Raw genomic sequence first — 25397 nt, 5'->3', positions numbered from 1 at the left:
CAAGGTACATGCCGGCTTTTAATCGAAGAAGTGAAGAACCATAGACAGATCATGGACTATGAACAGATAAGTCATTCCTAGTTCGGCCTGTAAACCCTTCAACAGATTGACCAACTGTGCTTATACTGAAACACCCCAGCGCAGACAACGACCCATGACAGAGAATAAAATCGGGATTGACTGATAGAGCACGGGCAATACTCAAACACTGACGTTGCCCTCAGCTGAAATCATGCGGATAACGTTCAACTTCAAGCCTACTAGTTCATGAGGTAAGCATTGTGCCTTCATCTCTACCTTCAAACCTCACCACGGGTTCACTGATGATCAGCAGAATCTTCATGCCTGAATTTAGTGAGGAATACGGGTCCTGAAAGATTTTCTCTATCCGTTTGTGTAGCGGCTTCAACTGCCACTCGTTCATCTTAACAACATCCCGTCCACCAAATATTGCACTAATATCCATCACATCAAAACAGTCTTACATATTAGATTTAAATAGGACAAATTAATAGTATTGACAATCAATACCATAATATATATATTATAGATGTCCGGACTTAGTACATTTCTTCACATTATTTTAAAGGGAGGCTTTAAATTGGAACTAAAAAAACTTCTAAAAAGCACTACATTCACTCTTATCTTCACTGGAATGCTGGCTTCAAGTGCTTTTGCTGCTGGTACTGGTGATAACCCAACACCCACGATGGACATTCCAACCCTAAAACAACAACAGATGCTTCCAAAAAAAATGAAAGAATTACAAATTCATAAGGATAGAGCTGAAAGTAAGTACCATATTATGGCTCTAGGTGATCTACAAACCGTAGGGGTTACTCCGTTCAAACAGGAAACAACCTATTGGTGCGGACCTGCTACTACAAAGCAAGTATTAAATTATCTAAATAGTAGTTCTGAATCACAGTCTTACTATGCTAAGAAATTAGGAACTACAAAAGATGGTACTGACTTTACAATCGTTGACGATGTTCTAAACAATCTTCAATCGCAGTACACATATTCGTACTCAACATCACTCAATTTTGAAACATGGAAGTATGCAATCATGTATTCGTCGGATAAATACCATCCAGCTGTATTAGATTTAAAAATTACTGGTAATGAATTAGAAAACTACACTGGTACTGTAAGCGGACATATAATCAATGTTTCTGGCTATGACTTTAGAACAAATGATGCAAAGGTTAGGCTTACAGATCCTTATGATCAGGGTAATAGAGGAAAAACACACGGTAACAAGTGGTATAGCCTCGATAAAGTGTATCAAGCCAATCAAAACCACTTTAGACAAGCAATAATATGGTAATGATTCGTTAAAAAGAAGGGAAGCAAAGCTTCCCTTCTTTAATAATGTACGGGAGGTATTAACATGAAAAATAGATTTATTTTCTTTTACATCGCCCTTCTAGTTGTTTTATTACTTACAGCCTGTAAAGAAACCACTACATCCGATCAAACGGTAAACCATAACCCATCTGAAAAACCTTCTAGTACGTTGGAAACTACACCTGAAATTGACTCATCTACTAACCCTACAACAACAGAACTACCACAAACTAAACCCGATGTTAAATTTAAGCTTCCTTACACTATCGATTCAATAACTATTAAAAATGATATTTTGGAGCGTAACACCATCGTTTCCAGTTATAAAAATGACAACGATATTGTCATTTTTAGCAGAGATTTCTCCACAACTGATGAGATGGAAATGGAAATTATTCAGTTTGACACGAAAAAGAATACCTATGTCTCTCAATATCGTGCTGCGAAAGGCATGATTATTAATACCTTAGTGTCCGTTGGTGATGACTTATTTTGGGTGGAAAATCCATCTCATTCACCAGATAATAATACTCCTTGGAAAATGATGCGGATGAAACGAGATGATCTTGAAGCAAGCCCTACCATTTTTACCGAAGGGATTAGTGAAGATCAAATTGCCGTCCCTGTATTAAGAACCTATCAAGATGAGATTAGCTGGATAGAGAAGAAGATCAACAATAAAATTGTTAAAAATGAAGCATTTATTTATAATGTAAAAAGCAATATTAAGACTAATGTAACCACACAATTGCTAAATGAAAAAACAAAGAATAAAAAGGGCATTTTCCTTGATTTACAAAGACCTGTCAATGAAGGATTATTGATACAGCAAACGGTCTTTGGAGATAAAGATCCAAATACAGAAAAACGGTTTGACATTGTTATGTATCCTAAAGATCATTCCGAACCTGAGCTTATTATTAAAGATCGTGAAGACATTTATGATTTCACAGCAAATGAGCAATGGATTGTATTAACGACTGAGAGTGCTACTGAAATTTTAGATAGAAATACAAAAAAATTGATCTATACCATTGTTCACGACAGTTCGCTACTCGGTGGATACTCCCCTTTTCTATTGGAAAATCAGCTTATCTACAAACAATCGCCCTATATTATGGCTGTAGATTTAACCACAGGCCATAAGCAACGAGTAATTAATAAAGAAGGAAGCTACACGTCTATTTATAACTTCGGTGATATTCTCACCTTTACTCGCATGGAATATGAAAAAGATAGAACACAAGCAGAATTATTTTTCATCCACTTGAATGCAAGAGATCAATAATATATTTAATGAATATGCCGGAGCAGTTTGGCCTTAACCCCCTCTCAGGTAAATGGCCTCCCCATAGTTAGACATGATCTAACCATGGGGAGGCCATTTCAATGCTGTACGATTCCACTACAGCCCCGCGAGCACCTGATACCACACGCCACGTTTGGAGTACAACGTACTGCGTACCTCATCCCATCCCCCTAGATAGTTAATATCAAATAGCCCTTCTGGCGTTGGGAATGTGGACTCTGTCTGTGCAAATACATCCGGATCTACTGAACGAAAACCATGCTTGGCAAAAATGCGCTGTGCTTCTGGTGTACGCAGATAGGCGACAAAAGCTTCCGCAAGTTCACGATTCCCATGTTTGTCGGCATATTTATTCACCACAACTGCCGGGTTTTCAATCAGGATCGTATTTTTCGGAATGACAATGTCATAATCTACACCTTTCGCGATCCGGGCAAGCAATTCATTTTCATACGTGACGATGACATCACCCACACCATATTCAAATGCCGCCATCGAAGAACGCCCACTCTTGTCCAATGACTCAACGTTACGATGTACCTGTTCGAGAAAAGCCTTGGCTGCGGCAGGATCTTTCTTCCCCTCTTGCTCCTCCGACAGTTTCAATCCAGCACCGTAAATGGCATTAATATCCCATTGTGCGCCCCCGGATGTCTTTGGATTAGGGTAGAGCACCTTCACTCCCGGTTTGGTTAAATCCTGAAAATCATGAATTCCGAGCGGGTTGCCTGCTCTTGTGCCCAGAACAACAATCGAACGGGTGATCATGCCCTCATGAGGGGTCTGTTTCCAATCGGAGCTGACCAGATCGGCTTTGACCAGCTTCTCGATATCACTCTCCATCGCGAGCAAAGCCACATCAGCCTCGAATCCACCAACGATGGCTCTTGCCTGTGTACCCGAAGCTTCATAGGATTCCTGGAAGTTAATTGTCTGTCCGGTTTTTGCCTTCCACTCCTCTTGGAACTTGGGTAGCAACTCGCCTACAGCGTCTTTCGCTACACTATAAGCACCAATCACCAGCGTATTGGATGAATCATTACCAGAGGGCTCGTTCTGTTCGCTTGCCCCCTCCTGCTTGCTGCACCCAGCGGTCATGCAGACGAGCAGAAGCATGAGGGCAACATATAAGAGTATGGCTTTCTTCTTCCTCGTCTGCATGGGCAGCCCCTTTCTTCCACTTGATCTAAATCATCACCGGCATCGGATCTTCCTTCAGTCGGTTCTCAACCACCCAACTGTTGGAGTCATTGAACAGGTATGCACGGTGTACAAGGACGCGAATTTGTTGACCGATCTCCAATGTCGTTTTCTCCAGGGAACGATATGTGATTAACTTATGACCCTGTACGTCCACCTCTACCATCCATTGACTGCCGCGGAAATGAAGATGTTTGACTGTACCTTTTTCCGTTGCAGACAACATGGTGAACTCGTTTTTCAAGCCGATCTCAATATACTCCGGTCGAATCAGCGCTTTGGTATGTTCACCCTCAACGGCATGTTCGAATCCTTTCAACTGGGAAGCATCCTCCACAACCGTAGACTCCCCGATAAATGTAGCGACAAACGGTGTCTGCGGGTTTTTGTAGATATCCCAAGGTGTGCCCTTCTGTTCCAGACGACCCTGACTGATAATCATAATCTCGTCCGCCACTTCAATCGCTTCATCCTGGTCATGCGTTACAAAAATCGAAGTGATTCCTACCCGCTCGATTAGCTCCCGCAACCATGAACGCAGTTCCTGACGGATCTTCGCATCAATGGCCGCGAACGGTTCGTCCAGCAATAACAGCTGCGGCTCAGGGGCGAGTGCTCTGGCAAAAGCCACACGTTGACGCTGTCCACCAGACAACTGGTGTGGATAGCGCTGTTCAAAACCTTTTAACCCGGTCAGTTCAACAAGTTCCATCACCCGATCACGGATCTGGGCTTTTGGTGTCTTCTTGACCTTGAGTCCAAAAGCAATATTCTCAAATACCGTCATATGTTTGAACAAGGCATAGTTCTGGAATACAAATCCGATGCCACGCTCCTGTGGAGGCAGATGGTTCACGACTTTTCCGTGAAAGCGAATCTCACCGGAACCCGGATTTTCCAGACCCGCAAGCATCCGCAGAATGGACGTTTTCCCGCCTCCGCTGGGTCCAAGCAGACCGATCAGATGGCCTTTGGCAATATCGAATGAGACATCTTTTACCGCATGAAAATCACCGAAATGTTTGTTCAAATCACGGACTTCTACATGCATATCAATGCACTTCCTTTCGCTTCTTGGCCCATTCCATCATGAGCAGCAGCCCGACGGAGAAGGTGACCAGCACCAATGCCACACCATTTGCGGCAGCCACATTAAAATTCTCAACATCCTGATACACCAGGGTTGTTGCGGTCTGCGTTTTGTTCATAATATTCCCGGATACAACCAGCACTGCACCGAATTCCCCAAGCGAGCGCGCAACTGTCAAGACTAGACCATACACTACCGCCCAGCGGATCGAAGGCCATGTCACACTCCAGAACGTTCTCCAGCCGTAGGCGCCAAGTGTAGATGCGGCCTCCTCTTGTTGAGAACCAAGTTCCTGCAGGACAGGCATAACCTCTCTTACCATTAGTGGAAATGTAACAAATAACGTTGCGATCACCATACCTGGGAAGGCATAGACCACATTGAATCCAAACCCTTCAAAAAAAGCACCCATAATGCTGTTAGGTCCCAACATCAATACAATCATCAAACCGCCAATGACAGGAGATACGGCATAAGGCAAGTCTACAATGCTGTTCAGCAGCCCTTTTATCCGTTCACTCAACCATCCGGCACGAACCAGATACAGAGCCATCATGATGCCAAACAATGTATTTAACAGGGTGACCACCAGGACCACCAGTCCGGTCATCATCAAGGCGTGTAACGCCTCAGGGCGCATCAGCCCTTTCAGGAATCCACCTGCCCCGTCTTCAAATGCACCAATAAAAATGCGTCCAAGCGGGATGATCAACAGTACTATAAATACCGCAAACGTCAGTCCGATTAAGAGTCGTCTCATCGTCTTCTCCCCCGCATCTGCACCAGATTGATCAGCCAGAGGATCAGGAAGGAGAGCGTCAGGAGCAACACGGATACCGCAGCGGCTCCCGTTGGATTATCACTTTCAATCTCCCCGTATATAAATACGGAAGCAGTCAGTGTTCTTCCCGGAATGTTACCAGCCACCAGCACGACAGCCCCGAATTCAGCCAGTCCTCTGGAGAAAGCCAACATCCCTCCACTGATCATGCCAGGTGCCATAGACGGCAGAATAACCTGCATGAACGTGCGCGCCTTGGATGCCCCCATCGTGTATGAGGCCTCTTCCTCGGAAGGATCGATTTCTTCCAGCAAAGGCTGCACCGCACGAATAACAAACGGAAACGTGACAAAGGTCATCGCGATAACAATGGCGGGCTGGTGAAATACAATCTCAAATCCCATGGATTCTGCCAGTTTTCCGATGGCACTGACCGGACCCAAAAGCAGCATAATCATCAAACCGCCCACCGCTGTTGGCAGTGCAAACGGGAGATCAACCAGACTGTTAAGAAACGATCGGCCGACAAAGCGATACCTTGTCAACACCCAAGCGATCATCGTGCCCAGAACCACATTAATTAGCGTAGCAATCACGGCCAGCCGAATGGTCAGCAGTACGGCTTTCCACGCAATAGGGTCCATAATGCTCTGAACAAAGTTGCTCCATCCTTCAGAGAAGGAATTGACGTACACACCGATGATTGGAAGTACAATAAGTACGATAAAATATAACAATACGGTACTGCGGAATCCCCAAGTCCATCCCTTATGACGAAGAACGGTATTCATTGCTGCGTTCCCTCCCAGCCTCCGGCTTTAGCTCCGGTCGGCAGTCTTCCTGGCTTCAATACGACATTTTTCCTAAGTTGGATGATATTACTTTAATATTATTCCCATTAGTCTACTTGGTTTTGCTTTTCTGATACTTTACCAGTTTGCAGTGCTAATCGTCAATGCTTTTATTGAATATAATTGGGCCACATCTGAGATTAATTAATAAAATCACTTCAGGTTATTTCTGTCCTCTCCGTTATGATGCAATTCCCATAATCAGCGTTATATGTGGTTTGTTTGGTATGTAGTGGTTAAGGTACAATCGAGGGTAAGAAATGAGATCCTAAGGAGTGATTTAAGATGTTATACAAGAAGAATATGTCCACTTCCACACGAGATGAAATGAAGGATATCACATGGGACGTAAAGCAGGTTGTCCAGAGTAGCGGAGTGCAGAATGGGACGGTGCTCATCTACTGTCCACATACAACGGCGGGTATAGCCATCAACGAAAATGCAGACCCGGATGTGAAACACGATGTATTGTTGCGTCTTGACGAAGTATACCCTTGGGAGCATCCCGAGTATCGACATGCCGAAGGCAATACAGCCTCTCACCTCAAGTCGATCACAACAGGGCCATCACAGACGGTGATTATTCACGAAGGCAGGCTGCTGCTTGGCCGCTGGCAAGGCATTTACTTTTGCGAATTCGATGGACCACGTGAACGAGAGTATTTTCTCAAAATCATGGAAGGTTAGTTGGGTCCAATAGACCTGCCACCTACTCTTTCATTTTTGCAAACACAAACAGGCGGTCCACCCTCATTCCGGGTCGGAGCCGCCTGACTTGGTCTGCTGCACATATTAACTTTCGCGAGACAACGTTATAAAGAATTAAAGTTATGACAAATCACCGCCCTGAAGTGTAGGGGTGCAACAACAGCGCCATTATTGGACGCCAGGCTGCTGACCCAGATTGCGGCACAGCACTTTGACATGAGACAGCGCAGACGATTCAATCTCCACAAACGTTAAACGGTCCTGAATGTAATAAGAAATGAATCCGTGCATAGCCAAAAATAGCGTACGCGGTACCCTTTGAATATCCTCTTCCGTACAGTTCGCTTCATTCATATACTGCCTTATAATCGATGCAAACAATTCGAAGCAACGTCCCTGTTCGGTACGACAATAAGACAACAGTTCTTCATCCCTGATCATAAACATAATTTCGTATTGGTATGGATTCTCCAGACCAAAGCGAATAAACTCCATCATAATGTGCTCTACCTTGCTCACATCATCACGAACCGGCCTGACCATGGCTTGCAGCAGTAAATGCCCCAGATGATTAAAATCTTCAACCACGATGGCATAGAACAGCTCTGCCTTTTCCTTAAAGTGATAATACAGCGACCCATGACTATAGCCCAGATGCTGGCCGATGCTTCGCATCGAAATGGCGCGGTATCCTTTGGTAATAAAAAGGTGCCTCGCCGCCTCCAGTATCCGCTCCCTCGACAACTCCTGTTCGACTGCTCTTCTAGCCATATATTTTATTCCCCTTCAATAAAATAAAGCCGCTGTCCCTCCGTGATCCGGGATTGCCCTTGCGTCAAATCCGTGATCCAGGCTATAAAAGCCTCGGTTTCACTATCCGGCGGAAGACAAGTCAACGTAACCTTATCGGTGAATCCAGTTTCACCTGTACGGACTTCCCGGCTTCTTAACTCATTTTCCACTTTACCCAGCCACGTATAATCCAGTTCAACAAACACTTCACGATGCAGCACGTTGGTAATGGCTTCTCCGGCTTCAATGGCTGCTACAGCTCCATCCGTATAAGCACGAATTAACCCGCCAGCTCCAAGCATAATTCCCCCGAAGTATCGCGTAACCACAATTGCCACATTTTTTAATTTCTGATTTTTGATCACTTCAAGAATGGGTTTCCCTGCTGTTCCGCTGGGTTCACCATCATCGGATTGCTTCTGGATCTCGTCCCGCTCCCCAATCATGTATGCAGAGCAGTTATGAGTTGCATTCCAATGTTTTTTCTTGATCTCATCGATGAAGGCAACAGCCTCTTCCTCTGTCGTGACCGGCATAATATGACCGATAAATCGCGACTTCTTGATTACAATTTCCAGATTGCCCGGTCCTCGAACCGTGCGATAACGTTCAATCATCCTAAATCCAACTTTCTGATCTTTTCCTGAGTCCATTTTACAAGAAAGCAGTTCACCGCGCGAACGCGGACGAACTGCCCTGGTTATCTACATCCGGGAACCCTGCCTCTTACACGAACAGTGATTCCCGGTTAGATTTACATTACCTTATTCAACTATATGAGCAGACCGATGAATTATTCGGAAAGTCTCGCTTCGAGCGCTGCTTTCTCTTCTTCAAAGCCTGGTTTGCCCAGCAATGCGAACATATTTTTCTTGTAAGCTTCCACGCCTGGTTGGTCAAATGGATTGACGCCCAGCAAGTAGCCACTGATACCGCATGCTTTTTCAAAGAAGTATACCAGATATCCGAAAGAATATGGAGTCATATCTGGAATGTTCACAATCAGGTTTGGTACTTGACCATCCGTATGTGCAAGCAGTGTTCCTTGGAACGCTTTTTTGTTAACAAAGTCCATCGTTTTTCCTTCAAGGAAGTTCAAACCATCCAGATCGTCCGGATCGGATTTGATTGAGATATGCTCAGCAACTTCAGTAACCTGGATAACCGTTTCGAAGATATTCCGGCTACCTTCCTGAATGAATTGACCCATGGAGTGCAAGTCTGTAGAGAAATCAACGGATGCTGGATAGATTCCTTTGTAATCTTTACCTTCACTCTCTCCGAACAGTTGTTTCCACCACTCGGACACGAAGTGCAGGGATGGCTCATAGTTTACAAGAATCTCAGTGCCTTTGCCTTTGCGATACAATGCGTTACGAACAGCTGCATATTGATATGCTTCATTCTCAGCTACGTTTGGGTTGCTGTATTCCTTGGATGCATCAGCCGCACCTTGCATCATTTCTTCGATGTTGATACCAGCTGCTGCGATTGGCAGCAAACCTACAGCTGTCAGAACGGAGTAACGTCCACCTACATCATCAGGAATAATGAAAGATTCGTATCCTTCTGCATTTGCCAGTTCTTTCAGTGCACCACGCGCTTTGTCTGTTGTAGCATAGATGCGTTTGCGAGCTTCTTCCTTACCATATTTCTCTTCCAATGCTGCACGGAAGATACGGAAAGCAATCGCCGGCTCTGTTGTTGTACCGGATTTGGAGATAACGTTAACGGAGAAATCTTTGCCTTCAACCAGATCCAGCAAATGAGTTACATATGTGGAACTGATATTGTTTCCTGCAAAATAGATTTCAGGTGTTTTGCGTTTGTCTTTTGGCAGATTGTTATAGAACGAGTGTGTCAACATTTCAATCGCTGCACGTGCACCCAGATATGATCCACCGATACCGATAACAATCAGTACTTCGGAGTCGCTTTGGATCTTGGCAGCTGCTTTTTGAATGCGAGCAAACTCTTCTTTGTCATAAGCCGTTGGCAGGTCAATCCAGCCCAGATAATCGGAGCCTGTTCCTGTTCCGTTGTGAAGCTGCTCGTGAGCCAGACGAATCGGTTCTGCGAAATAATCCACTTCGTGCTGATTTACAAATTGCAATGCCGTGCTATAGTCAAATGTCACTTTTTTTGCCATGATCTCAAAAACCTCCTGATTTCGGTTATAGTGCGTGTTCAAACTTTGTAATCAAAAGCGGACTTTTTGAACAACCTCTTATATTATGTCCGTATTCCATTCTAAACAACTTGCCTTAAGGATACTTCAAATCCACGGGGCTGACAAGCTTGCAGCTCGAACTTTGTCGTTAGAATTCAAGAAGCAAAAAGGGTAAACCGAATCCGCGGGTTGCGGTTCTGCTTACCCTTCTTATGTTATTCCGCCGGGTACGAGCAGACGTAGTCAGTAACGCTGCGTATCTCCAGTTTAAATTTGGATTCGGCAGGCACGTGGAACGTAGCTTGGCCTTGAATCTCTTGCCACTCTTCTTCTCCAGGAAGCAATACTTTCAGATCTCCGGACAGAATCTCCATAATTTCACGGGAATCCGTACCGAATTCATAACTGCCTGGAAGCATGATGCCCAGAGTCACTTTGCTGCCATCCCCCAAAATAACTGTTCTGCTGGTTACCTGACCATCATAATAAATGTTGGCCTCTTTCACTACACTGACTTGATCGAATTGTGACATGCGTACCCGCTCCCCTGAAGTTAATGAAAACAAAAGGCAAAACAGATCAGGGCGATAACATTTATCGCCCATGTTCTGCGGAAATAACTTGCTGCCATGGATCAGGACAGCATGATGCTATCCCGACCATAGCAGCGCTTATGATGCCGTGAGGCATCCTTCGTAATCAAAAGCAGACTTTTTGAACAACCTCTATTACAGCAATGCTTTTACGCGGCTAACCACGTTATCCACTGTAAAGCCATATTCTTGGATAACACGGTCGCCAGGCGCGGAAGCACCAAATGTGCTGATTCCGAGAATGTCACCTTGATCGCCAACATATTTCTCCCAGCCCATTGGATAAGCCATTTCAATTGCGAGACGAGCTTTAACATCCGGAAGAAGAACGGACTCTTTATAAGCTTTGTCTTGTTTCTCGAACAGATCCCAACTTGGCATGCTGATTACGCGAACTTGGATGCCTTGTTCTGCAAGTGCTGCTTGAGCTTTAACAGCCAATTGCACTTCAGAACCTGTTGCGATGATTTGTGCTATCGCTTTGCCATCTTTTGCATCAGAGACAACATAAGCACCACGTTTCACGTTCTCACGTGAACCTTCAACCGTACCTTCCAGGATCGGCAGGTTTTGACGAGTGAGTACGAGTGCAACCGGGTTGCTCTTGTTCTCAAGCGCGTAAGCCCAAGCAGCCGAAGTTTCATTACCATCAGCCGGACGAATAACCGTCAGGTTAGGAATGATACGCAGGGATGCCAATTGCTCGATCGGTTCGTGCGTAGGACCGTCTTCACCAACAGCGATACTGTCGTGAGTCAGAACATACGTTACAGGCAATCCCATCAGGGCAGCCAAACGAACAGCCGGACGAAGGTAATCGGTAAATACGAAGAACGTACCTCCGAATACTTTCACACCACTGTGCAGTGCCATACCGTTCATTGCTCCAGCCATACCGAATTCACGGATACCAAAGTAGATGTTACGGCCGGAGTAATCTTCAGGTGTGAAGTTCTCCAGGTTGTTCAAGTGAGTCATTGTGGAGCTTTCCAAGTCAGCAGATCCACCTGTCAGTTGTGGCACGTTGTGCGCCAGACCGTTCAGAGCGTTACCGGATGCTACACGAGTGGAAAGGGCTTTGTCTGTTGCTGCATATTTAGGAAGATCACGGTCCCATCCTTCTGGAAGGTCGCCGTTAATCGCTGTTTCGAATTGAGCTGCCAGCTCAGGGAATGCTTTTTTGTACTCGGCAAATTTCTCGTCCCAAGCTTTGTTAGCAGAGATACCACGATCTTTCACTTGTGCAAAGTGATCGCGAACTTCAGCTGGTACGTGGAAGTTTTCTTCATAAACCCATTTGTAATACTCTTTAGTCAATTTGGCTTCGTCTGCACCCAGTGGAGATCCGTGAGTACCGCCGTGGCCGCCTTTACCTTGTTTGTTCGGGCTACCATAACCGATAACCGTTTTAACTTCGATCAGTGTAGGACGCAGCGTATCTGCTTGACCTTCCTGAATTGCTTTTTCAATTGCAGGCAGATCGTTACCATCTTCAACGCGCAGCACTTGCCAGCCATAAGCTTCAAAACGCTTCGCGATGCTTTCGGAAGAAGACAGATCCAATTTACCATCGAGCGTGATGTCATTGGAGTCGAACAACATGATCAGTTTGCCCAGGTGCAAACGTCCAGCCAAGGAAGCTGATTCATGAGATACGCCTTCCATCAAGTCACCATCACCACAGATTGCGTAAGTGTAGTGGTCAACTACGTTGAACTTGTCTTTATTGTAAGTTGCGCCCAGTTGAGCTTCAGCCATCGCCATACCTACAGCCATTGCAATACCTTGACCCAGTGGGCCGGTAGTTGCATCAACACCTGCAGTATGTCCGAATTCCGGGTGACCCGGAGTTTTGCTTCCCCATTGACGGAACTGTTTCAGTTCTTCCATTGGAAGATCATATCCGCTCAGGTGCAGCAAGCTGTACAGCAACATGGAGCCGTGTCCTGCAGACAGGACAAAACGGTCCCGGTTAACCCAAGTTGGGTGGTCCGGGTTATGAGTCATCGTTTTTGCAAAAAGTTGGTACCCCATTGGAGCGGAGCCCATAGGCATACCGGGATGTCCGGAATTTGCCTTCTCAATTGCATCAATCGCCAAAGTACGTACGGTCGTAATCGACAGGTTGTCGATTGTAGTGTTCTCGTCCTTTTGAATCGCTTCGTTCTTGTCAGTCATGGTTTGTCCTCCTCATGTCTTTAGATAAGTCGGGTGCGCAAGCGAATCCCTCTCATCATACAAGCAAACCGAATTTCACAATAAGTGAATCCGCTTGAGTGTTTCATTTTGACTTATTCACTTTTGTATTGTATCACTTGGCGTGAAGCTTTTCCATAACCTTCTTTCAGAAGTTCGTGAAAAATTGGTTGTTTGTGATGAATAATCCCTTGCCAATCAAGCAAAAACCGTACCAGAACAAGGCATTAAATTCCATAAACAGACCTATTAAGCCTCGCAAATCCATCGGATGAAGTATAACCTTTAACACGAAAACCATACACTTTTTAGATATTCAAGTTAAATTTACATAACATATCCTGAATATGGATTCGAAAGCGGGACTGTGGTTTACTTTTCAAAGTAAGCATCAATCATAGGAGGTTGTTATCATGTCTGTACCTGCTGCTCACCCTACTGGGTACTCAAATCGTTCATTACCCTGGATCTCTGGCATTTTAACAGGTATGGTTTCCGGAGTTGTCCTTGGATTATTCCTCAAAATAATTCAGCTTTACACTGGTGAAAAGGTATATACCTTACTTCTGAATATTGATTTTGTACCTGGACTTCCGCCAACCTTACCCGAAATCATTGAATTTTCTCTGCATCTCTTCGTGTCCGTGTTCATTGGCATCTTCTATCTATGGTGGGTAAGGCATTCTGGTCACCCGATGTTCAAAGGAATCTTGCTTGGTGCTGGATCGTCCCTGCTCTATATCCCGCTCTCTCAACTATCTTCACGTGTACCAAACCTTTACGATATAACAGCCATTCTCTACTGGGTAATCGGTCATCTGCTATTCGGTATTGTGCTCGGCTTGTGCGGAAAGTATATAAGCGCGAAAAAAGCGACTCACCGTTCGTAAACGAATGGGGTCGCTTTTTTCTCAATCTGTTATGTGGTTCCGAATCAACCTTGCACAGTATTAAAGTGTAAACTTAAAATACGACCGTCTTATTTTCATAAACGAGAACCCGGTCTTCGACATGCCATTTCACGGCACGTGCAAGCACAACACGCTCAATGGTACGTCCGATACGCTTCAGCTCGGTTACATCGTCCCCGTGGCTTACACGCTGCACGTCCTGTTCGATAATTGGTCCGCCATCCAGTTCTTCCGTAACATAGTGCGCTGTCGCACCAATGATTTTGACACCACGGTTATACGCTTGTGCATACGGTTTACCACCCACAAAGGCTGGCAGGAATGAATGATGGATATTAATGATTCGATTGCGATAGTGCTCAATGAACATTGGAGAGATGATCTGCATGTAACGAGCCAGAATGATCACATCCACATCGTTGCCGATGACGTCCAGTTGGCGCTGTTCCGCTTCTTTCTTCGTATCTGCTGTTACCGGAATATGATGATATGGAATGCCAAATGATTCTACATAGTCCTTCATGTCCAGATGGTTGCTGACCACAAGAGCAATATCTGCATCCAGGTCGCCTGCCTGCCATTGCCACAACAATTCAACCAGACAATGATCTTCTTTGGATACAAAGATAGCCAGTTTCTTCTTGCGGCTAACCGCAGATAACGTCCATTCCATTTGGAAACGGCTTGCCACTTCTGCAAAATCAGCTTCCAGTTTCGGCAAATTGACCAACAATTGCGGAAGATCAAACTCAATTCGCATAAAGAACATGCCGCCAGCAGGGTCCATGGTGTACTGGTCCGACTGAACAATGTTCGCACCATGCTGGTGCAGGAAATGAGATACCGCAGCTACAATTCCTGGACCATCCGGACAGGAAATGAGCATGCGCGCACGGTCGGCGCGGTTTTTAGAATCAGGGCGTACTTGTTTAGCGTGGATCTCCATCGGGTTATTCTTCCTCCTTCAATTAAGCCATGACCTGCGGGGTTAACCCGCAAGCCATGCAATCAAGCGATGATTCAGTTGTTCTTCATTCAAATGTGGGAACAACGCAGCTTCAGTCACCATGTCATAGAGGCGTTCCAGCGGTTCGCGCGGGTCTGCCTTTTTGGCTTTGGCATCATTTTTGAGCAACGTCCACACATCCAGAATATACGAACGGGACTCGATCTCTTTACCTTTGAAAAAATGTTGCAATTGTTCTACTTCTGTCAGGAATTCCTGGCCGAATCGACCAGCAACATCCCCACGAAGCAACGCAATCTCCACCTCATACATTGGACGCTGTGTCTTGGCCTCTTTGCCAATCCAAGGTGTCTCCAGAATAAATGGACGTCCTTGAAGCTTCTCATGGTTAACAATGCGGTTAATCGCTTCAAACCCAATCCAGCCAGAGCCAATTGGAGTATGACGGTCCTTGTGCGCACCCACAGCATTCTTACTATCATTAATATGCATTACGGCAATGCGGTCAAGTCCTACAGTGCGATCGAATTGTTCCAATACACCGTCAAAATCGTTAACGATATCGTATCCGGCATCGTGAATGTGGCATGTATCCATACACACAGTCAGGCGTTCGTTATAGGTTACTTTCTCGATAATCTGGGCGATCTCTTCGAAACTGCGACCCATCTCCGTACCTTTGCCAGCCATGGTTTCCAGAGCGATGTTCACATCTGTCTCTTTCACACCTTCCAGCACTTCATTCAACCCTTCTGCGATCCGTCCGATTCCATAGTGGGCATCTTTATCTGTAAAAGCACCGGGATGTAATACGATGTTTTTGACACCAATGGCATGTGTACGACGGATCTCTTCCTGAAGGAAATCTACAGCGAGTCTATACGTGTTGTCTTTGTATGAGCCAAGATTAATAATGTACGGTGCATGGACAACGATATCTTCCATTCCACCCTCTTGCATGGCAAGTCTGCCTTCTTCAATATACATGGATTCAATTGGCTTGCGACGTGTATTCTGTGGTGCACCCGTATATATCATAAACGAACTGGAACCGTACGAGGACGCTTCCTTCGTTGCACTCAATAATCCCTTGTCCGAAAAGGACACGTGGGAGCCGATTTTCAGCATTATTGATCCCCCTTAATCTGAATTATCCCTTATTCTAACGCGATTATCGAAATAAATCTAGAAATGCGCTATAATTCGGGATAGAGGCTATTTTTTACAGCTAATATGTGGAACATGGTAGGCGGAATCCGTCTTTCCGTGAAAATCAATGAACCGAGGTGACTCCGCAATGATTTTCGACTCCTACGCGATGATACTGACCAGCAATTCCCCTAGCAATTGGTTTATGAATACAATCGCATTCTGGACTTTTTTATTGCTTGGCAGCATGTGTATCGGTGGATTCTTCATGATGCGCAAGTTTTTGAAAGTGCTACCAAAAGCAGACGGAAAGTCCAAACTGGATTGGCAGAACTATTGGGTTGAAACCAGCCGTCACTTATGGACAGATGAAGCCAAAGCTTTTTTGGATCAACTAGTGGAGCCTGTTCCCGGGCCATTTCGAGACATCGCCAAACATTCCATTGCTGCAGAGATCGGTAAGATTGCAGTTGAAGACAATGCCACAGAAGTATCGAGAGATCATTGCATCAAAGGATACATTATTGCCACACCGAAGCGGGATAATAAGTTTTTGGTCAAATTTTTGGAGAAAAACAAAATCGATTATTCCCCTTATCAACATTTGATTAAATAAAATAAAAGATGAGTTAAGTGGCATATAGATTTGGTTAATTAGATACAGATATGCTCCGTCAGGTAAGTTGTTCCCAACAGGCATTGCTTACCGTACGGGGCTGTTTGTCGATCCAACGGTATATATCAGCGCATTGAAAATACAGAAAGGATGTTTGATATGAAAATTGCCATTTGTGGAGGTACCGGATTTGTGGGAGGAGCACTTGTAGATTATTGGCTGCAAGCCGGGCACCATGTGAAAGTTATTACACGAAAACTGCCTGACTTGCATAATCCAAGTAAAAATCTTACATATATATCGTGGGAACAAGTCGAAGAACAACCACACTTGTTGGAAGGTATGGACGCTCTTGTTAACCTTGCCGGAGAAACGCTGAATCAACGTTGGACAACCAAGGCGAAGCTGGAAATTGTTGAATCCAGAGTCACAACCGTAGCGCGGGTAGCCCGATTGGTAGAATCCCTGGAACAAAAGCCGGAAGTGGTCGTTCAGGCTTCTGCCATGGCCATCTATGGAACCTCCCCTACCGAAACCTTTGACGAGAGCAGTCCACAAAAATCCATGAATTTCCCTTCCCGGGTCTCGGAACAATGGGAAGTTGCTGCAGATGCAATCAAAGATGTGCGACTCGTTAAAATCCGGGTGAGTTTAGTTCTTGGACATAAAAGAGGGGCTTTTCCGTTAATGAAACTCCCTTATATGCTGGGTTTTGGCGGCAAGATCGGCAGTGGCAAGCAATGGACCAGCTGGATTCACATTATGGATATCGTAAGACTCATTGATTTTAGCATTCAAAATAAACAAGTGTCAGGTCCGGTCAATGCTTCCTCCCCGAACCCTGTCACCAATGATGAATTTGGACGCACAGTAGGCAAGGTGTATCATCGCCCTCACTGGTTCCCCGTACCCGGTTTCTTAATTAAAACCTTGGTTGGCGAACTATCCGTTGTTCTGCTTCAAGGACAGCGAGTCATTCCGCAAAAAGCACTCGACCACGGATTCCAATTCACCTTCCCTACCCTAACCCAGGCTCTGGAAGATCTGAAGCACCGCGGCTTATCTGACTGATTGAACTATGCCTTATCCAACCGACCGATAAGTGTAAACAGATTCCGCAAGTGTAAATGTGTCTCCATCCGCCAAGGGATACTCCTTATACGGAGCAAGAATATTGCCCTGAAGAATGGTGCCATTGACGGAACCCAGATCCTTAATCACATAGCCCGATTTGTTCCGGCTCAATTCCACATGAGCACGGGACACGCCGGTCGCTGTGTCCACCCACTGAACCATATCTGCTGATCTTCCGATGACAAAAGATGCTCCCTGCACGTCCATCCGTTCATGTTTGTCACTGCTTCCCGATCTTCTTTCAAGATAATAAGACGCCATCACCGGGCCTGCCCCTGTAACATTACCTCTACTCAGATTCTGCAAATTCACGGTTGCCTCCGCAATTGCATCCTGTCGAATTAGCTCTGAAGTTGAAGCTACCGCTTCCACATGGCGCTGAACGAACGGTGGTTGGGAGTGTTCAGGTGTCATATGCAAATTTTGAAAACGGGAATGCTCGCTACCACCTTCTGAGGCGGATGCAACCGTTTTGTTTATGCGTTCCTCTTTCCTATCAGCTGTATTCCAGCGCCAACTTTCCTGAAATGGTTCCTCGTCCTCTTCCGTTTGCTTGCCTTTGTTCTTACCTAAACTGAATGAAAAAGACCGCTTATTCTCTGAGTCATTATGAGTGCTTCCCTTACGCTTCCACGTCCATCCTGCTACACCAAACAAGCCAAGGCTGAGTACCATGCACAGGATCATCTGCGTCTGTCCCGGCTGCTCCATGTAAATAAATCTCCATACCAATGCCATGGCAACCATGCAGCCCAATATGATATAGGTTACTTTTGAAGAACCAGGCTTTTCCTCCACCTCCATATCAACACGCTCTAGCGAATCATATGGGTTACTTCGTCCCTGATCCATGTCGTTTGAGCTTTCTAATGAAGATTGCTCAGGTGAGCGCCTGTCTGGAAAGGTTCGAGATCTCACCGGAATGTCTTCAACCTCGGATTCACTCGTTTTCTGCGGCTGACGGAAATTTAGTTGCGGCCCCACACCAGCATTTTGAACGGGAGGACCGAGTTGATATGGCCGAGAAGAACCAGTGACTAGCCTGCTATCTCGCTCAGAAATCGACGAATGAAGATCACCTCTTGAATCATTGGGTGTTTCCGAAGTTCTGGATGAGAGAAATGCTGCGCCTCCTCCATTCTCTTGCTCGTCAGCGTATAATTCCAGCAGAAGCTCGCGCAACTGTCTGATATCCCAGCGCTCGTTGTCACATAATTGCAGAACACGCTGAATGCCTTCTCCCTGCAGTTCCTGTACATGTGCCATCAGCCTGATCACCAGCTCACGGAATTGCTGAGGCGTTCGATCAACTTCAACCGTATCCATGATCGGTACATATACAATCCCAAGCTCACCTTGTTCTAATGAACCTTTGATGAACAAGTACTCTTCCTGGATCAATAATTTACGGGGCTCCAACATATACTGTCGGCATTCCGTGAAGGCATCGGCTAGTTGGAACAACAAACCATACAGAACACGTAACTTGATTTTGCTTGACTTTAACATCTGGGATAACATCTTGTACCCTGATATGTCGTACTGCAAAGTTACATTTCGATCCACTTCCCGAATATGAACAGGAAGAAGTCGCGGAATTTGATTGGAGGATAACATCCCCATCTGTACCCGGCTCAATTCCTCCATTCGTAACCCGTCATCTTTCTCCAAAACCATGAACGCTCCGCCGTTACGAATAAAATCTCTCGTTAATCCATACATGCCAATCCTCTCTTTCCATTGCTATATAGGATCAACTAAAGAAAGTTACACTAGGTACTTCGATGACGGAACAACCTTCCGATCGCTGTTATCCCCAGATTTCTTGATTCCCTTCTATAAAGGGGGAAATCCGGGGATAAAGGCGAAGTATATGCTTCCGATGCAGCTTTCTTTCAGAAAGCTTTTAGCTCCGCTTCTTCAGGTTTTTTCCGTCCTCTCCGTTCTCGTGTAAAAAATTTAGTTGATATAAGTTGAGTTACAATACACCACACTCTTCCACTCCAATCGCAGTGCTATCTTAGCGTTTTCCAGACTCCTGATATCAAGGGAAAACTCCTGAGATAAGTACAGTGATAAACCCGGGCAATACGGCAAGCATAAATGGAAACTTCAATGTCTTCTCTTTATTTACCAGCTTGAGCGAACCGAGCATGAAAAAACCTGCAAGACTACCTGCCATGCCTCGAATTCGTTTCGCTGAATCTTTACGGAATAGAAGTATCACTAAACCAATTGCGCCCGCGTACAAAACGGAGTAAATTAGGACATGAATGCCAAAAGCAAACCCCGTCCATGCCCCAATCCCACCAAACAATTTCACATCTCCTGCTCCTACCGCCCCAATCGCATACATCAGAAACAAAATGCCAAAACCTGCTGCAAATCCAGCGGCTGAGAACAAGAAACCATCCCACCCTCCCCATATGATATGGGCTAATACGCCTGCAACAGTCACGGGTAAAGTCAATCGATTTGGAATTTTCATGGATCGAATGTCAGTAATAAAAGCTGCAATAATGTATAGGCCACAGGCAATGTAGAACCACTCCACCTCCATCCCCCCCCCCTTCCTTATTTCCTGGAGGCCACATTAAACGTAGTCTCCGTCTTGGCACCGTCTCCTGTCTCAACAACAAAACTCCATGTTCCTTCTGTTGTCCGAGTACCAACAAACCAGTTCCATTCAATAATTCCATTCTCATCTGCGCTCGCCCAGCCGATGTGCTTCGCAGAACTTTCACCTGACTTGTAAAATATCGTTAAGTTGGCTGTCGCTCCTGGTTCTACCTTCACCTTGATCGTTGCATTGTTGCCTATGTAAGCCGGGTCAGGCTTCGACAGTACCGTTGCTGAACCAGCAGTATCCCCGTCTCCTGCGCTGCCATCCGATCCTTCTCCGGTATCTCCAATCCATACCCGTTCTGCCGCAGCAGCCTGAATACGAAGCGGTTTACTGAGAAAGGGGACTTTTATAGGCAATTCATAACTCAGTTCAAGTCGGAAATATGGATTGGTTTTGTTTTTGAGATCTGGTATTGAAATACCATTCACATGAACACGTTCCATATTCAGTAGCGTTGGTTCAATAAATGGTTGAAGCAGCGGTTTTACCGTGGGATCAAGTACGGTTTCCAAGACGGATGTCTTGATCTCCTGTAGTGGCTGTTCACCACTGGCCGCCGCTGAACGTACCCAATCACTTAATGGCTCGGGCAGAGAAGAAGCATAACCTTCTGCCCATTCCGTCAGAGACAACTCCGGTATCATCCACCCTCCTCCAGAGCCTTCACCTCCGGCAGAATCAGAAGGTGTGAATGCCAGGGAAACGGGGTATATTTTCGTTGATAACTGCTTCACCGCTTCCCCTGCTGTGCTCTGTAGCGCTGTGGAGATTAGAGTCATTTGCACAATGAAGATGAGAAACATGATAAAGAACAGAAAAACAGGCAACACCAGTGAAGCTTCCAGAACCATACTGCCCTGTTCCTTTTTCGGAGAACATATCTGCTTTTTGAGAGACTTCAAACGCTGCAATCTGATTATTCTTATTAAACGGGTCTGCATTTGTGCGCTTTCTTTTTCATAATGTTGCTGCTTGTCCATAATCCCTCCACCGAAACGATCCTGATCATTCAATAGGAATAATCCGCCTTCCGCTCAATGAAAAATCGCCCATCTTCAACCTGATCCGCACTACCCATAACTGCACCTATGCTTCTAACCACCCCTGGTAAAAACCACAGCTTGATGCTACTACGCATGTTACCCGAAGCGTATGTCTGTTTCTCATCCGGATTCACACCCGTATTCAATCGAATTAGCGCCAGCATTCTGGACATTTTGCGTTCATTGTTACTGTGCATCAATAGAAACAATCGGAGATGGTCCCTGTACGTCAGTTTGACTTTGATATACTTGGACAATTCCACACTGCCCTCTTTTGCTAGTTTCACCATATCCGCGATGGCGTTTGTAATCCCGTATAAGATTGCCGCCGATAATACCAGCAGTGGGTTCCCAAGCTTGCTGTGCTCAATTAACCCTTCGGCCGTCCGAATAGCCAGCCGCATCCCAAATATCTCCGCATATGCCGCAGCGATGTTACCGGAAGGATTATGAAACCCGTAGACGATATACTCCAGTTCCTGATTCTCCAATTTGAAGACATCACCAGCATCTCCACCACCTTCAGTCCAGGTAAATAACTGACCAAAATCAAAGGAGTTGAAATAGGCTAAAGCATATTCATTCTGAAATAATTCGTCGCCAAGACTGTCCAGCAGACCGGACATCCCGCCAAACAAACTGTCCATTCCCTTCATGGCGTCGCCACCAGAGTCATAGGGATCACCAGCAATCTCTGCCTTTTTGGCTTCCTCACGACTAGCCTCGTTAAAAGCAATATTAGCGTTGTAATATTCCTCCAATTGTTTGAAAGCGTCCATGGAACCCGAACTTCCATTCTGAATCTGCGACAAGATTCGTTTGACTTCCTTCAATTTCCCTTTGGATTCTTTGTCATTCGCTTTGCGCTGGGCATCCGACCCACGACCACTTTCCAGCTGCTGCTTACTTTGGAGGATGAGATTGGCAGGACCGCTACGTACATAGGTGTCCATATATCGTTCCGTAACCTGACTTGCCTGTCTGACCGCCGGTTTAATTGGAACTCCACTCATTCCCGTAACGCTGCGAAGCTGATTATTCAACTCCATGTTGTCTCTTCTGACGTTAGAGAAGTCCGAATTCTGTGAAACCACACGTGCTTTCAACTGATCAAATAGGCTATCCGCCCTCACAAGCTCCGAGGCGAGGGAACGTGTGCTTTTAGCTTCACTGCCTAATCCAGTAGATGCAGGACTCGTTCCAGGCAGATCCGAGTTGCCCACGTTGTCGTAACTGGCATTCTGCGAACGGTTCTCCCCCTCCGCGATCACACGTTTCATTTCCTCATTGATCTTACGTGCTTCTTCGATTTTGGACTGTGCTTCCTCCAGCTTCGTTTGATGGGCCTGTAACGCCGGTTGTATAATCATGCTGATACCTGTCACCACATTACCAACACCAGTCCGATAACGAGCCAGTTCCAATATGTATTGTTGCTCTCTGAACGGCAGTCCCTCATCTGCCTGTTTCTTGTTAAGATAATCTGCATAACGTGCTGCTGCCTCGGTAGCTGTCTCTGGTGTTTCTTCCAACATTTCTTCATAGATAGCTTGTGAAGGCGGGTCCATGATTAACTTTGGAAGATTCTTCAGCTTCTCCGCGGATTCCGCCTGATTGGCAATGGCTTCGTCCAGTAGTTCTTCACGTTTGTCATATAACTTCTGTAATTTTTTCAGCAAGTCTACCGTGTGCGCGGCTTCCTTCATCTCGTCTGATATCGGTTTGAACCGATTGATCACTTCAAGGGTAAAATCAACCGGAGCCCGATACTTCATATCCTCCTGAATCTGGCGATTAAATATATCGTATCTGCCCAGTTCACGCTCCATGCTCAGCGAAGTTGTATCCCACTGGATATCCAGAATGGGGAATCCATCTTTTACAGATGAAGGCTTCACACTATCATTCAATACTTTAGCCATAATCGCATCCCCACTGCTGTCACCATACCCGAATAAACCATACTCTCGGAGTGATGTGTCATAGGCTGACATGACGGATCTCATCGCAGCATGTGTCATGCGTTCGGTCTGCACCTTGAATGCCGCTATACGAGCGTAATCAATAAATATAGCGACAAACATATAAACTCCGGCCAATATTAATATTAAAAAAAGGGTTACGGCTCCCAATTCACCGTCTTTTTTTCTAAACAGTTCCGCCCTCCTCCTTTTCTCACTTTTTGCTTTTGCCAAAATGCTGCACAACCTGTCCGGCTTCTGCCGCTGTAGTGGTCCCCGCACCGCCTTTTCCTTTAAACTTGGCTGCGTAATACCGGATTAAATCTACAGTTCGAATGAATTCAACCGGTTCAACAACTGCAGACGATCCCTGGGTCAGTACACGGTTACCTGAATCGAACAAAAAAGAAGGAAGAGGCAAAGAAATTACTTGTTCCAGCTTGGTTGTTACTTTCCGCTGAATCAGAGAATTCTGATACTCAATCGTTCCTTTCATAGCTGAGGGCATATGTTGCACCGCTTGTGCTAATTTCTGTTCCGAGAGATTGCCGCCTTCACCAGCAGGTATAGAAACGCTAACCTGATTATCCGCTCCCGCCCAGCCAAACAGCGCTCCAAGCATACGATCGTCCATCAGTCGCCAGTACAGATTGTCATGTTCTCCAGCAACATATTCACCTGTCATCGCCTGCTTGTGGCTGTTGTCCCAGCTATAGGCTGCACGTTCGGAAGCTGCATAAGCATGTTGATTCAGGAATGTCTTTTGATACATGTACATGGTAAAGAAGAGTAACAACACAAGAATAAACAGCACAACAGGGAAGATCAGGGAGGCTTCAACCGTGAAGCTCCCTTCTTCCTTTTTGAACTTGTTATTCGAAGAATTCATTACTTTTATTACTCACATTAGTTAACAGTCTTTCTACCAATTTTTTAATTTGGTCCTTGAAAATCAAAGCAATAATGATAATAACTCCGATAATCAGAATCAGCTCCAATGTGCCGAGCCCGTCCTCTTCCTTCCAAAATGCGTTTACCTTGTTCTTCAATACTTCCATCATCCCAATTCCTCCTACATATTCATCATCATAAAAGCAGGTGCCCCGATCATGACCACAATCGTAAAAAAGATCAGTACCATCGGAAACACCAATTTGGAAGAAGCCTGTTCTCCCTTCGCCCGACTGACAGCCTTGCGTTTCTCCCACAACACATGTGACAGATCCCGCAGCGCCAATACAAAGTCACCTCCCCCACGCCGGAAATTCAGCAGCACCGTTGTCGTAAAAATCGTTACTTCCTGTACACCGCAGCGGCGGCTGAACTGTTCAAATGATTGTTGAAACGAGTAACCATTATTCCAATCTCCCACCGTCTTTCTAAGTTCGTTGTACAACGGATGATTCCGTTCCCCCTGGCTTGTCACACAGTGAACGATAGCGCGTTGCACGGTCTCCCCTGCGCCAACCAGCAGTACAATTCGGTTCAGCAGCTCAGGCAGTTCCATAAGAATATCCTGGTCTCTTCGCTGCACCTTTGTATTGAGATCTTTGTAGAGCGCAAAAGGCAACACTGCACCGAGCGCGAGCCCACCCATCATACCTCCGATGCCCATATCTCCAACGAGTGATAACAGGCAGCCAACCAGCAACATGAGCCATGTATAGGTCAACATTTCAGCGCAATAGAGCATCGTTTTCTCTCCACTGTGCTGTATGCCATACATTTTCTGAATGGCATGTTGCATCCGAAACATGAGTACTGGCAATCTGCGTCCAATCTCAAACTTGTCCAATATAAACAGGAAGGGGCCATGCAATTTTTTCAGTCGTAATCCTTCCATATCCAGCTTGCGCAAATGCCGGTAGGTCTGTCCCCGGGTTCGATCCAGCACCAGCCATCCCGCTCCGAGCATCCCTGCGATTATAACGGGAAGCAGCATCGTTTCAG

The 25397-nt window shown here is 45.6% G+C and carries 25 protein-coding genes; 6 read left to right on the top strand and 19 right to left on the bottom strand.

All coding sequences use genetic code 11. The features are described from left to right. Window positions 1-265 precede the first annotated feature (265 nt). Window positions 266-424 (bottom strand): hypothetical protein, encoded by a 159-nt coding sequence (locus ACETMN_RS07490; RefSeq protein WP_179198463.1) that lies wholly within the window; start codon window positions 422-424, stop codon window positions 266-268. 177 nt (window positions 425-601) lie between these two features. Between ACETMN_RS07490 and ACETMN_RS07485 the strand changes: the two genes are divergently transcribed. Both ACETMN_RS07485 and ACETMN_RS07480 read left to right on the top strand, forming a co-directional pair. Beyond that, window positions 602-1330, top strand: coding sequence for a C39 family peptidase (locus ACETMN_RS07485; RefSeq protein ID WP_179198464.1), 729 nt, complete (start codon window positions 602-604; stop codon window positions 1328-1330). Between the two features lie 63 nt (window positions 1331-1393). After that, window positions 1394-2638 (top strand): hypothetical protein, encoded by a 1245-nt coding sequence (locus ACETMN_RS07480; protein WP_091015263.1) that lies wholly within the window; start codon window positions 1394-1396, stop codon window positions 2636-2638. Window positions 2639-2755: 117 nt separating this feature from the next. On the opposite strand, the gene ACETMN_RS07475 is transcribed toward ACETMN_RS07480, so the two are convergent. Genes ACETMN_RS07475 through cysT form a run of 4 tightly spaced genes read right to left on the bottom strand, consistent with a single transcriptional unit; the run spans window position 2756 to window position 6521 of the window. Then, entirely contained in the window at window positions 2756-3820 is a 1065-nt protein-coding gene (locus ACETMN_RS07475) for a sulfate ABC transporter substrate-binding protein (RefSeq protein ID WP_091015265.1), read from the bottom strand. Window positions 3821-3845: 25 nt separating this feature from the next. Beyond that, complete coding sequence (locus ACETMN_RS07470; RefSeq protein WP_091015266.1) at window positions 3846-4910, bottom strand: sulfate/molybdate ABC transporter ATP-binding protein; 1065 nt, start codon at window positions 4908-4910, stop codon at window positions 3846-3848. 1 nt (window position 4911) lies between these two features. Continuing rightward, window positions 4912-5709, bottom strand: a complete 798-nt coding sequence (locus ACETMN_RS07465) for a sulfate ABC transporter permease subunit (protein WP_091015268.1) — start codon at window positions 5707-5709, stop codon at window positions 4912-4914. After that, window positions 5706-6521: a sulfate ABC transporter permease subunit CysT gene (gene cysT, locus ACETMN_RS07460; RefSeq protein WP_017689978.1), complete on the bottom strand. Its 816-nt coding sequence runs from the start codon at window positions 6519-6521 to the stop codon at window positions 5706-5708. The genes ACETMN_RS07465 and cysT overlap by 4 nt, the downstream gene beginning before the upstream one ends. Window positions 6522-6866: 345 nt before the next feature. Between cysT and ACETMN_RS07455 the strand changes: the two genes are divergently transcribed. After that, window positions 6867-7268: a secondary thiamine-phosphate synthase enzyme YjbQ gene (locus tag ACETMN_RS07455; RefSeq protein ID WP_091015269.1), complete on the top strand. Its 402-nt coding sequence runs from the start codon at window positions 6867-6869 to the stop codon at window positions 7266-7268. A 189-nt stretch (window positions 7269-7457) separates the two neighbouring features. On the opposite strand, the gene ACETMN_RS07450 is transcribed toward ACETMN_RS07455, so the two are convergent. The 5 genes from ACETMN_RS07450 to tkt form a co-directional block, all read right to left on the bottom strand. After that, entirely contained in the window at window positions 7458-8060 is a 603-nt protein-coding gene (locus ACETMN_RS07450) for a TetR/AcrR family transcriptional regulator (RefSeq protein ID WP_091015271.1), read from the bottom strand. A gap of 5 nt (window positions 8061-8065) precedes the next feature. After that, window positions 8066-8698, bottom strand: coding sequence for a YigZ family protein (locus ACETMN_RS07445; RefSeq protein ID WP_036669098.1), 633 nt, complete (start codon window positions 8696-8698; stop codon window positions 8066-8068). 176 nt (window positions 8699-8874) lie between these two features. Next, complete coding sequence (locus tag ACETMN_RS07440; protein WP_091015272.1) at window positions 8875-10230, bottom strand: glucose-6-phosphate isomerase; 1356 nt, start codon at window positions 10228-10230, stop codon at window positions 8875-8877. A gap of 236 nt (window positions 10231-10466) precedes the next feature. Next, window positions 10467-10784: a pyrimidine/purine nucleoside phosphorylase gene (locus tag ACETMN_RS07435; RefSeq protein WP_017689983.1), complete on the bottom strand. Its 318-nt coding sequence runs from the start codon at window positions 10782-10784 to the stop codon at window positions 10467-10469. Window positions 10785-10979: 195 nt separating this feature from the next. Beyond that, complete coding sequence (gene tkt, locus ACETMN_RS07430; protein ID WP_091015274.1) at window positions 10980-13022, bottom strand: transketolase; 2043 nt, start codon at window positions 13020-13022, stop codon at window positions 10980-10982. Between the two features lie 431 nt (window positions 13023-13453). Between tkt and ACETMN_RS07425 the strand changes: the two genes are divergently transcribed. Beyond that, window positions 13454-13930 carry a hypothetical protein gene (locus ACETMN_RS07425; RefSeq protein WP_091015275.1) on the top strand — a complete coding sequence of 159 codons (477 nt, stop codon included), beginning with the start codon at window positions 13454-13456 and terminating at the stop codon, window positions 13928-13930. 73 nt (window positions 13931-14003) lie between these two features. On the opposite strand, the gene purU is transcribed toward ACETMN_RS07425, so the two are convergent. Both purU and ACETMN_RS07415 read right to left on the bottom strand, forming a co-directional pair. Beyond that, window positions 14004-14897 (bottom strand): formyltetrahydrofolate deformylase, encoded by an 894-nt coding sequence (purU, locus tag ACETMN_RS07420; protein WP_091015277.1) that lies wholly within the window; start codon window positions 14895-14897, stop codon window positions 14004-14006. A 42-nt stretch (window positions 14898-14939) separates the two neighbouring features. Beyond that, window positions 14940-16046 carry a deoxyribonuclease IV gene (locus ACETMN_RS07415; RefSeq protein ID WP_091015278.1) on the bottom strand — a complete coding sequence of 369 codons (1107 nt, stop codon included), beginning with the start codon at window positions 16044-16046 and terminating at the stop codon, window positions 14940-14942. A 190-nt stretch (window positions 16047-16236) separates the two neighbouring features. Between ACETMN_RS07415 and ACETMN_RS07410 the strand changes: the two genes are divergently transcribed. Together ACETMN_RS07410 and ACETMN_RS07405 are read left to right on the top strand one after the other, a co-directional pair. Continuing rightward, window positions 16237-16683: a DUF2621 domain-containing protein gene (locus tag ACETMN_RS07410; RefSeq protein ID WP_411735945.1), complete on the top strand. Its 447-nt coding sequence runs from the start codon at window positions 16237-16239 to the stop codon at window positions 16681-16683. A gap of 159 nt (window positions 16684-16842) precedes the next feature. Next, a complete protein-coding gene (locus tag ACETMN_RS07405; RefSeq protein WP_091015280.1) occupies window positions 16843-17754 on the top strand; it encodes a TIGR01777 family oxidoreductase in 912 nt (303 codons plus the stop codon). A 12-nt stretch (window positions 17755-17766) separates the two neighbouring features. Here the strand turns inward: ACETMN_RS07405 and ACETMN_RS07400 are convergent, their stop codons facing one another. The 7 genes from ACETMN_RS07400 to ACETMN_RS07370 all read right to left on the bottom strand — a co-directional run bounded on the left by ACETMN_RS07400 (window position 17767) and on the right by ACETMN_RS07370 (window position 25389). Next, a complete protein-coding gene (locus tag ACETMN_RS07400) occupies window positions 17767-19539 on the bottom strand; it encodes a DUF6382 domain-containing protein (protein WP_091015282.1) in 1773 nt (590 codons plus the stop codon). Between the two features lie 322 nt (window positions 19540-19861). Then, window positions 19862-20377 (bottom strand): prepilin peptidase, encoded by a 516-nt coding sequence (locus tag ACETMN_RS07395; RefSeq protein ID WP_091015284.1) that lies wholly within the window; start codon window positions 20375-20377, stop codon window positions 19862-19864. A gap of 14 nt (window positions 20378-20391) precedes the next feature. Next, the gene (locus ACETMN_RS07390; RefSeq protein WP_091016176.1) at window positions 20392-21423 is read right to left on the bottom strand and encodes a hypothetical protein; all 1032 of its coding nucleotides are present in this window, start codon (window positions 21421-21423) and stop codon (window positions 20392-20394) included. Window positions 21424-21452: 29 nt separating this feature from the next. Further along, on the bottom strand, window positions 21453-23681 hold the full coding sequence (locus tag ACETMN_RS07385) for a hypothetical protein (protein WP_256975077.1): 2229 nt from the start codon (window positions 23679-23681) through the stop codon (window positions 21453-21455). Then, the gene (locus tag ACETMN_RS07380) at window positions 23662-24336 is read right to left on the bottom strand and encodes a TadE/TadG family type IV pilus assembly protein (protein WP_091015286.1); all 675 of its coding nucleotides are present in this window, start codon (window positions 24334-24336) and stop codon (window positions 23662-23664) included. The genes ACETMN_RS07385 and ACETMN_RS07380 overlap by 20 nt, the downstream gene beginning before the upstream one ends. Beyond that, entirely contained in the window at window positions 24320-24508 is a 189-nt protein-coding gene (locus ACETMN_RS07375) for a Flp1 family type IVb pilin (RefSeq protein WP_047842034.1), read from the bottom strand. The genes ACETMN_RS07380 and ACETMN_RS07375 overlap by 17 nt, the downstream gene beginning before the upstream one ends. A gap of 11 nt (window positions 24509-24519) precedes the next feature. Then, on the bottom strand, window positions 24520-25389 hold the full coding sequence (locus tag ACETMN_RS07370; protein WP_091015287.1) for a type II secretion system F family protein: 870 nt from the start codon (window positions 25387-25389) through the stop codon (window positions 24520-24522). Window positions 25390-25397 lie beyond the last annotated feature (8 nt).

This window comes from Paenibacillus sp. M2 (assembly GCF_046713495.1).
GTDB lineage: Bacteria > Bacillota > Bacilli > Paenibacillales > Paenibacillaceae > Paenibacillus > Paenibacillus amylolyticus_B.
The sequence above is the reverse complement of the archived record's forward strand: the minus strand, read 5'-3'. Positions and strand labels throughout refer to the sequence as shown.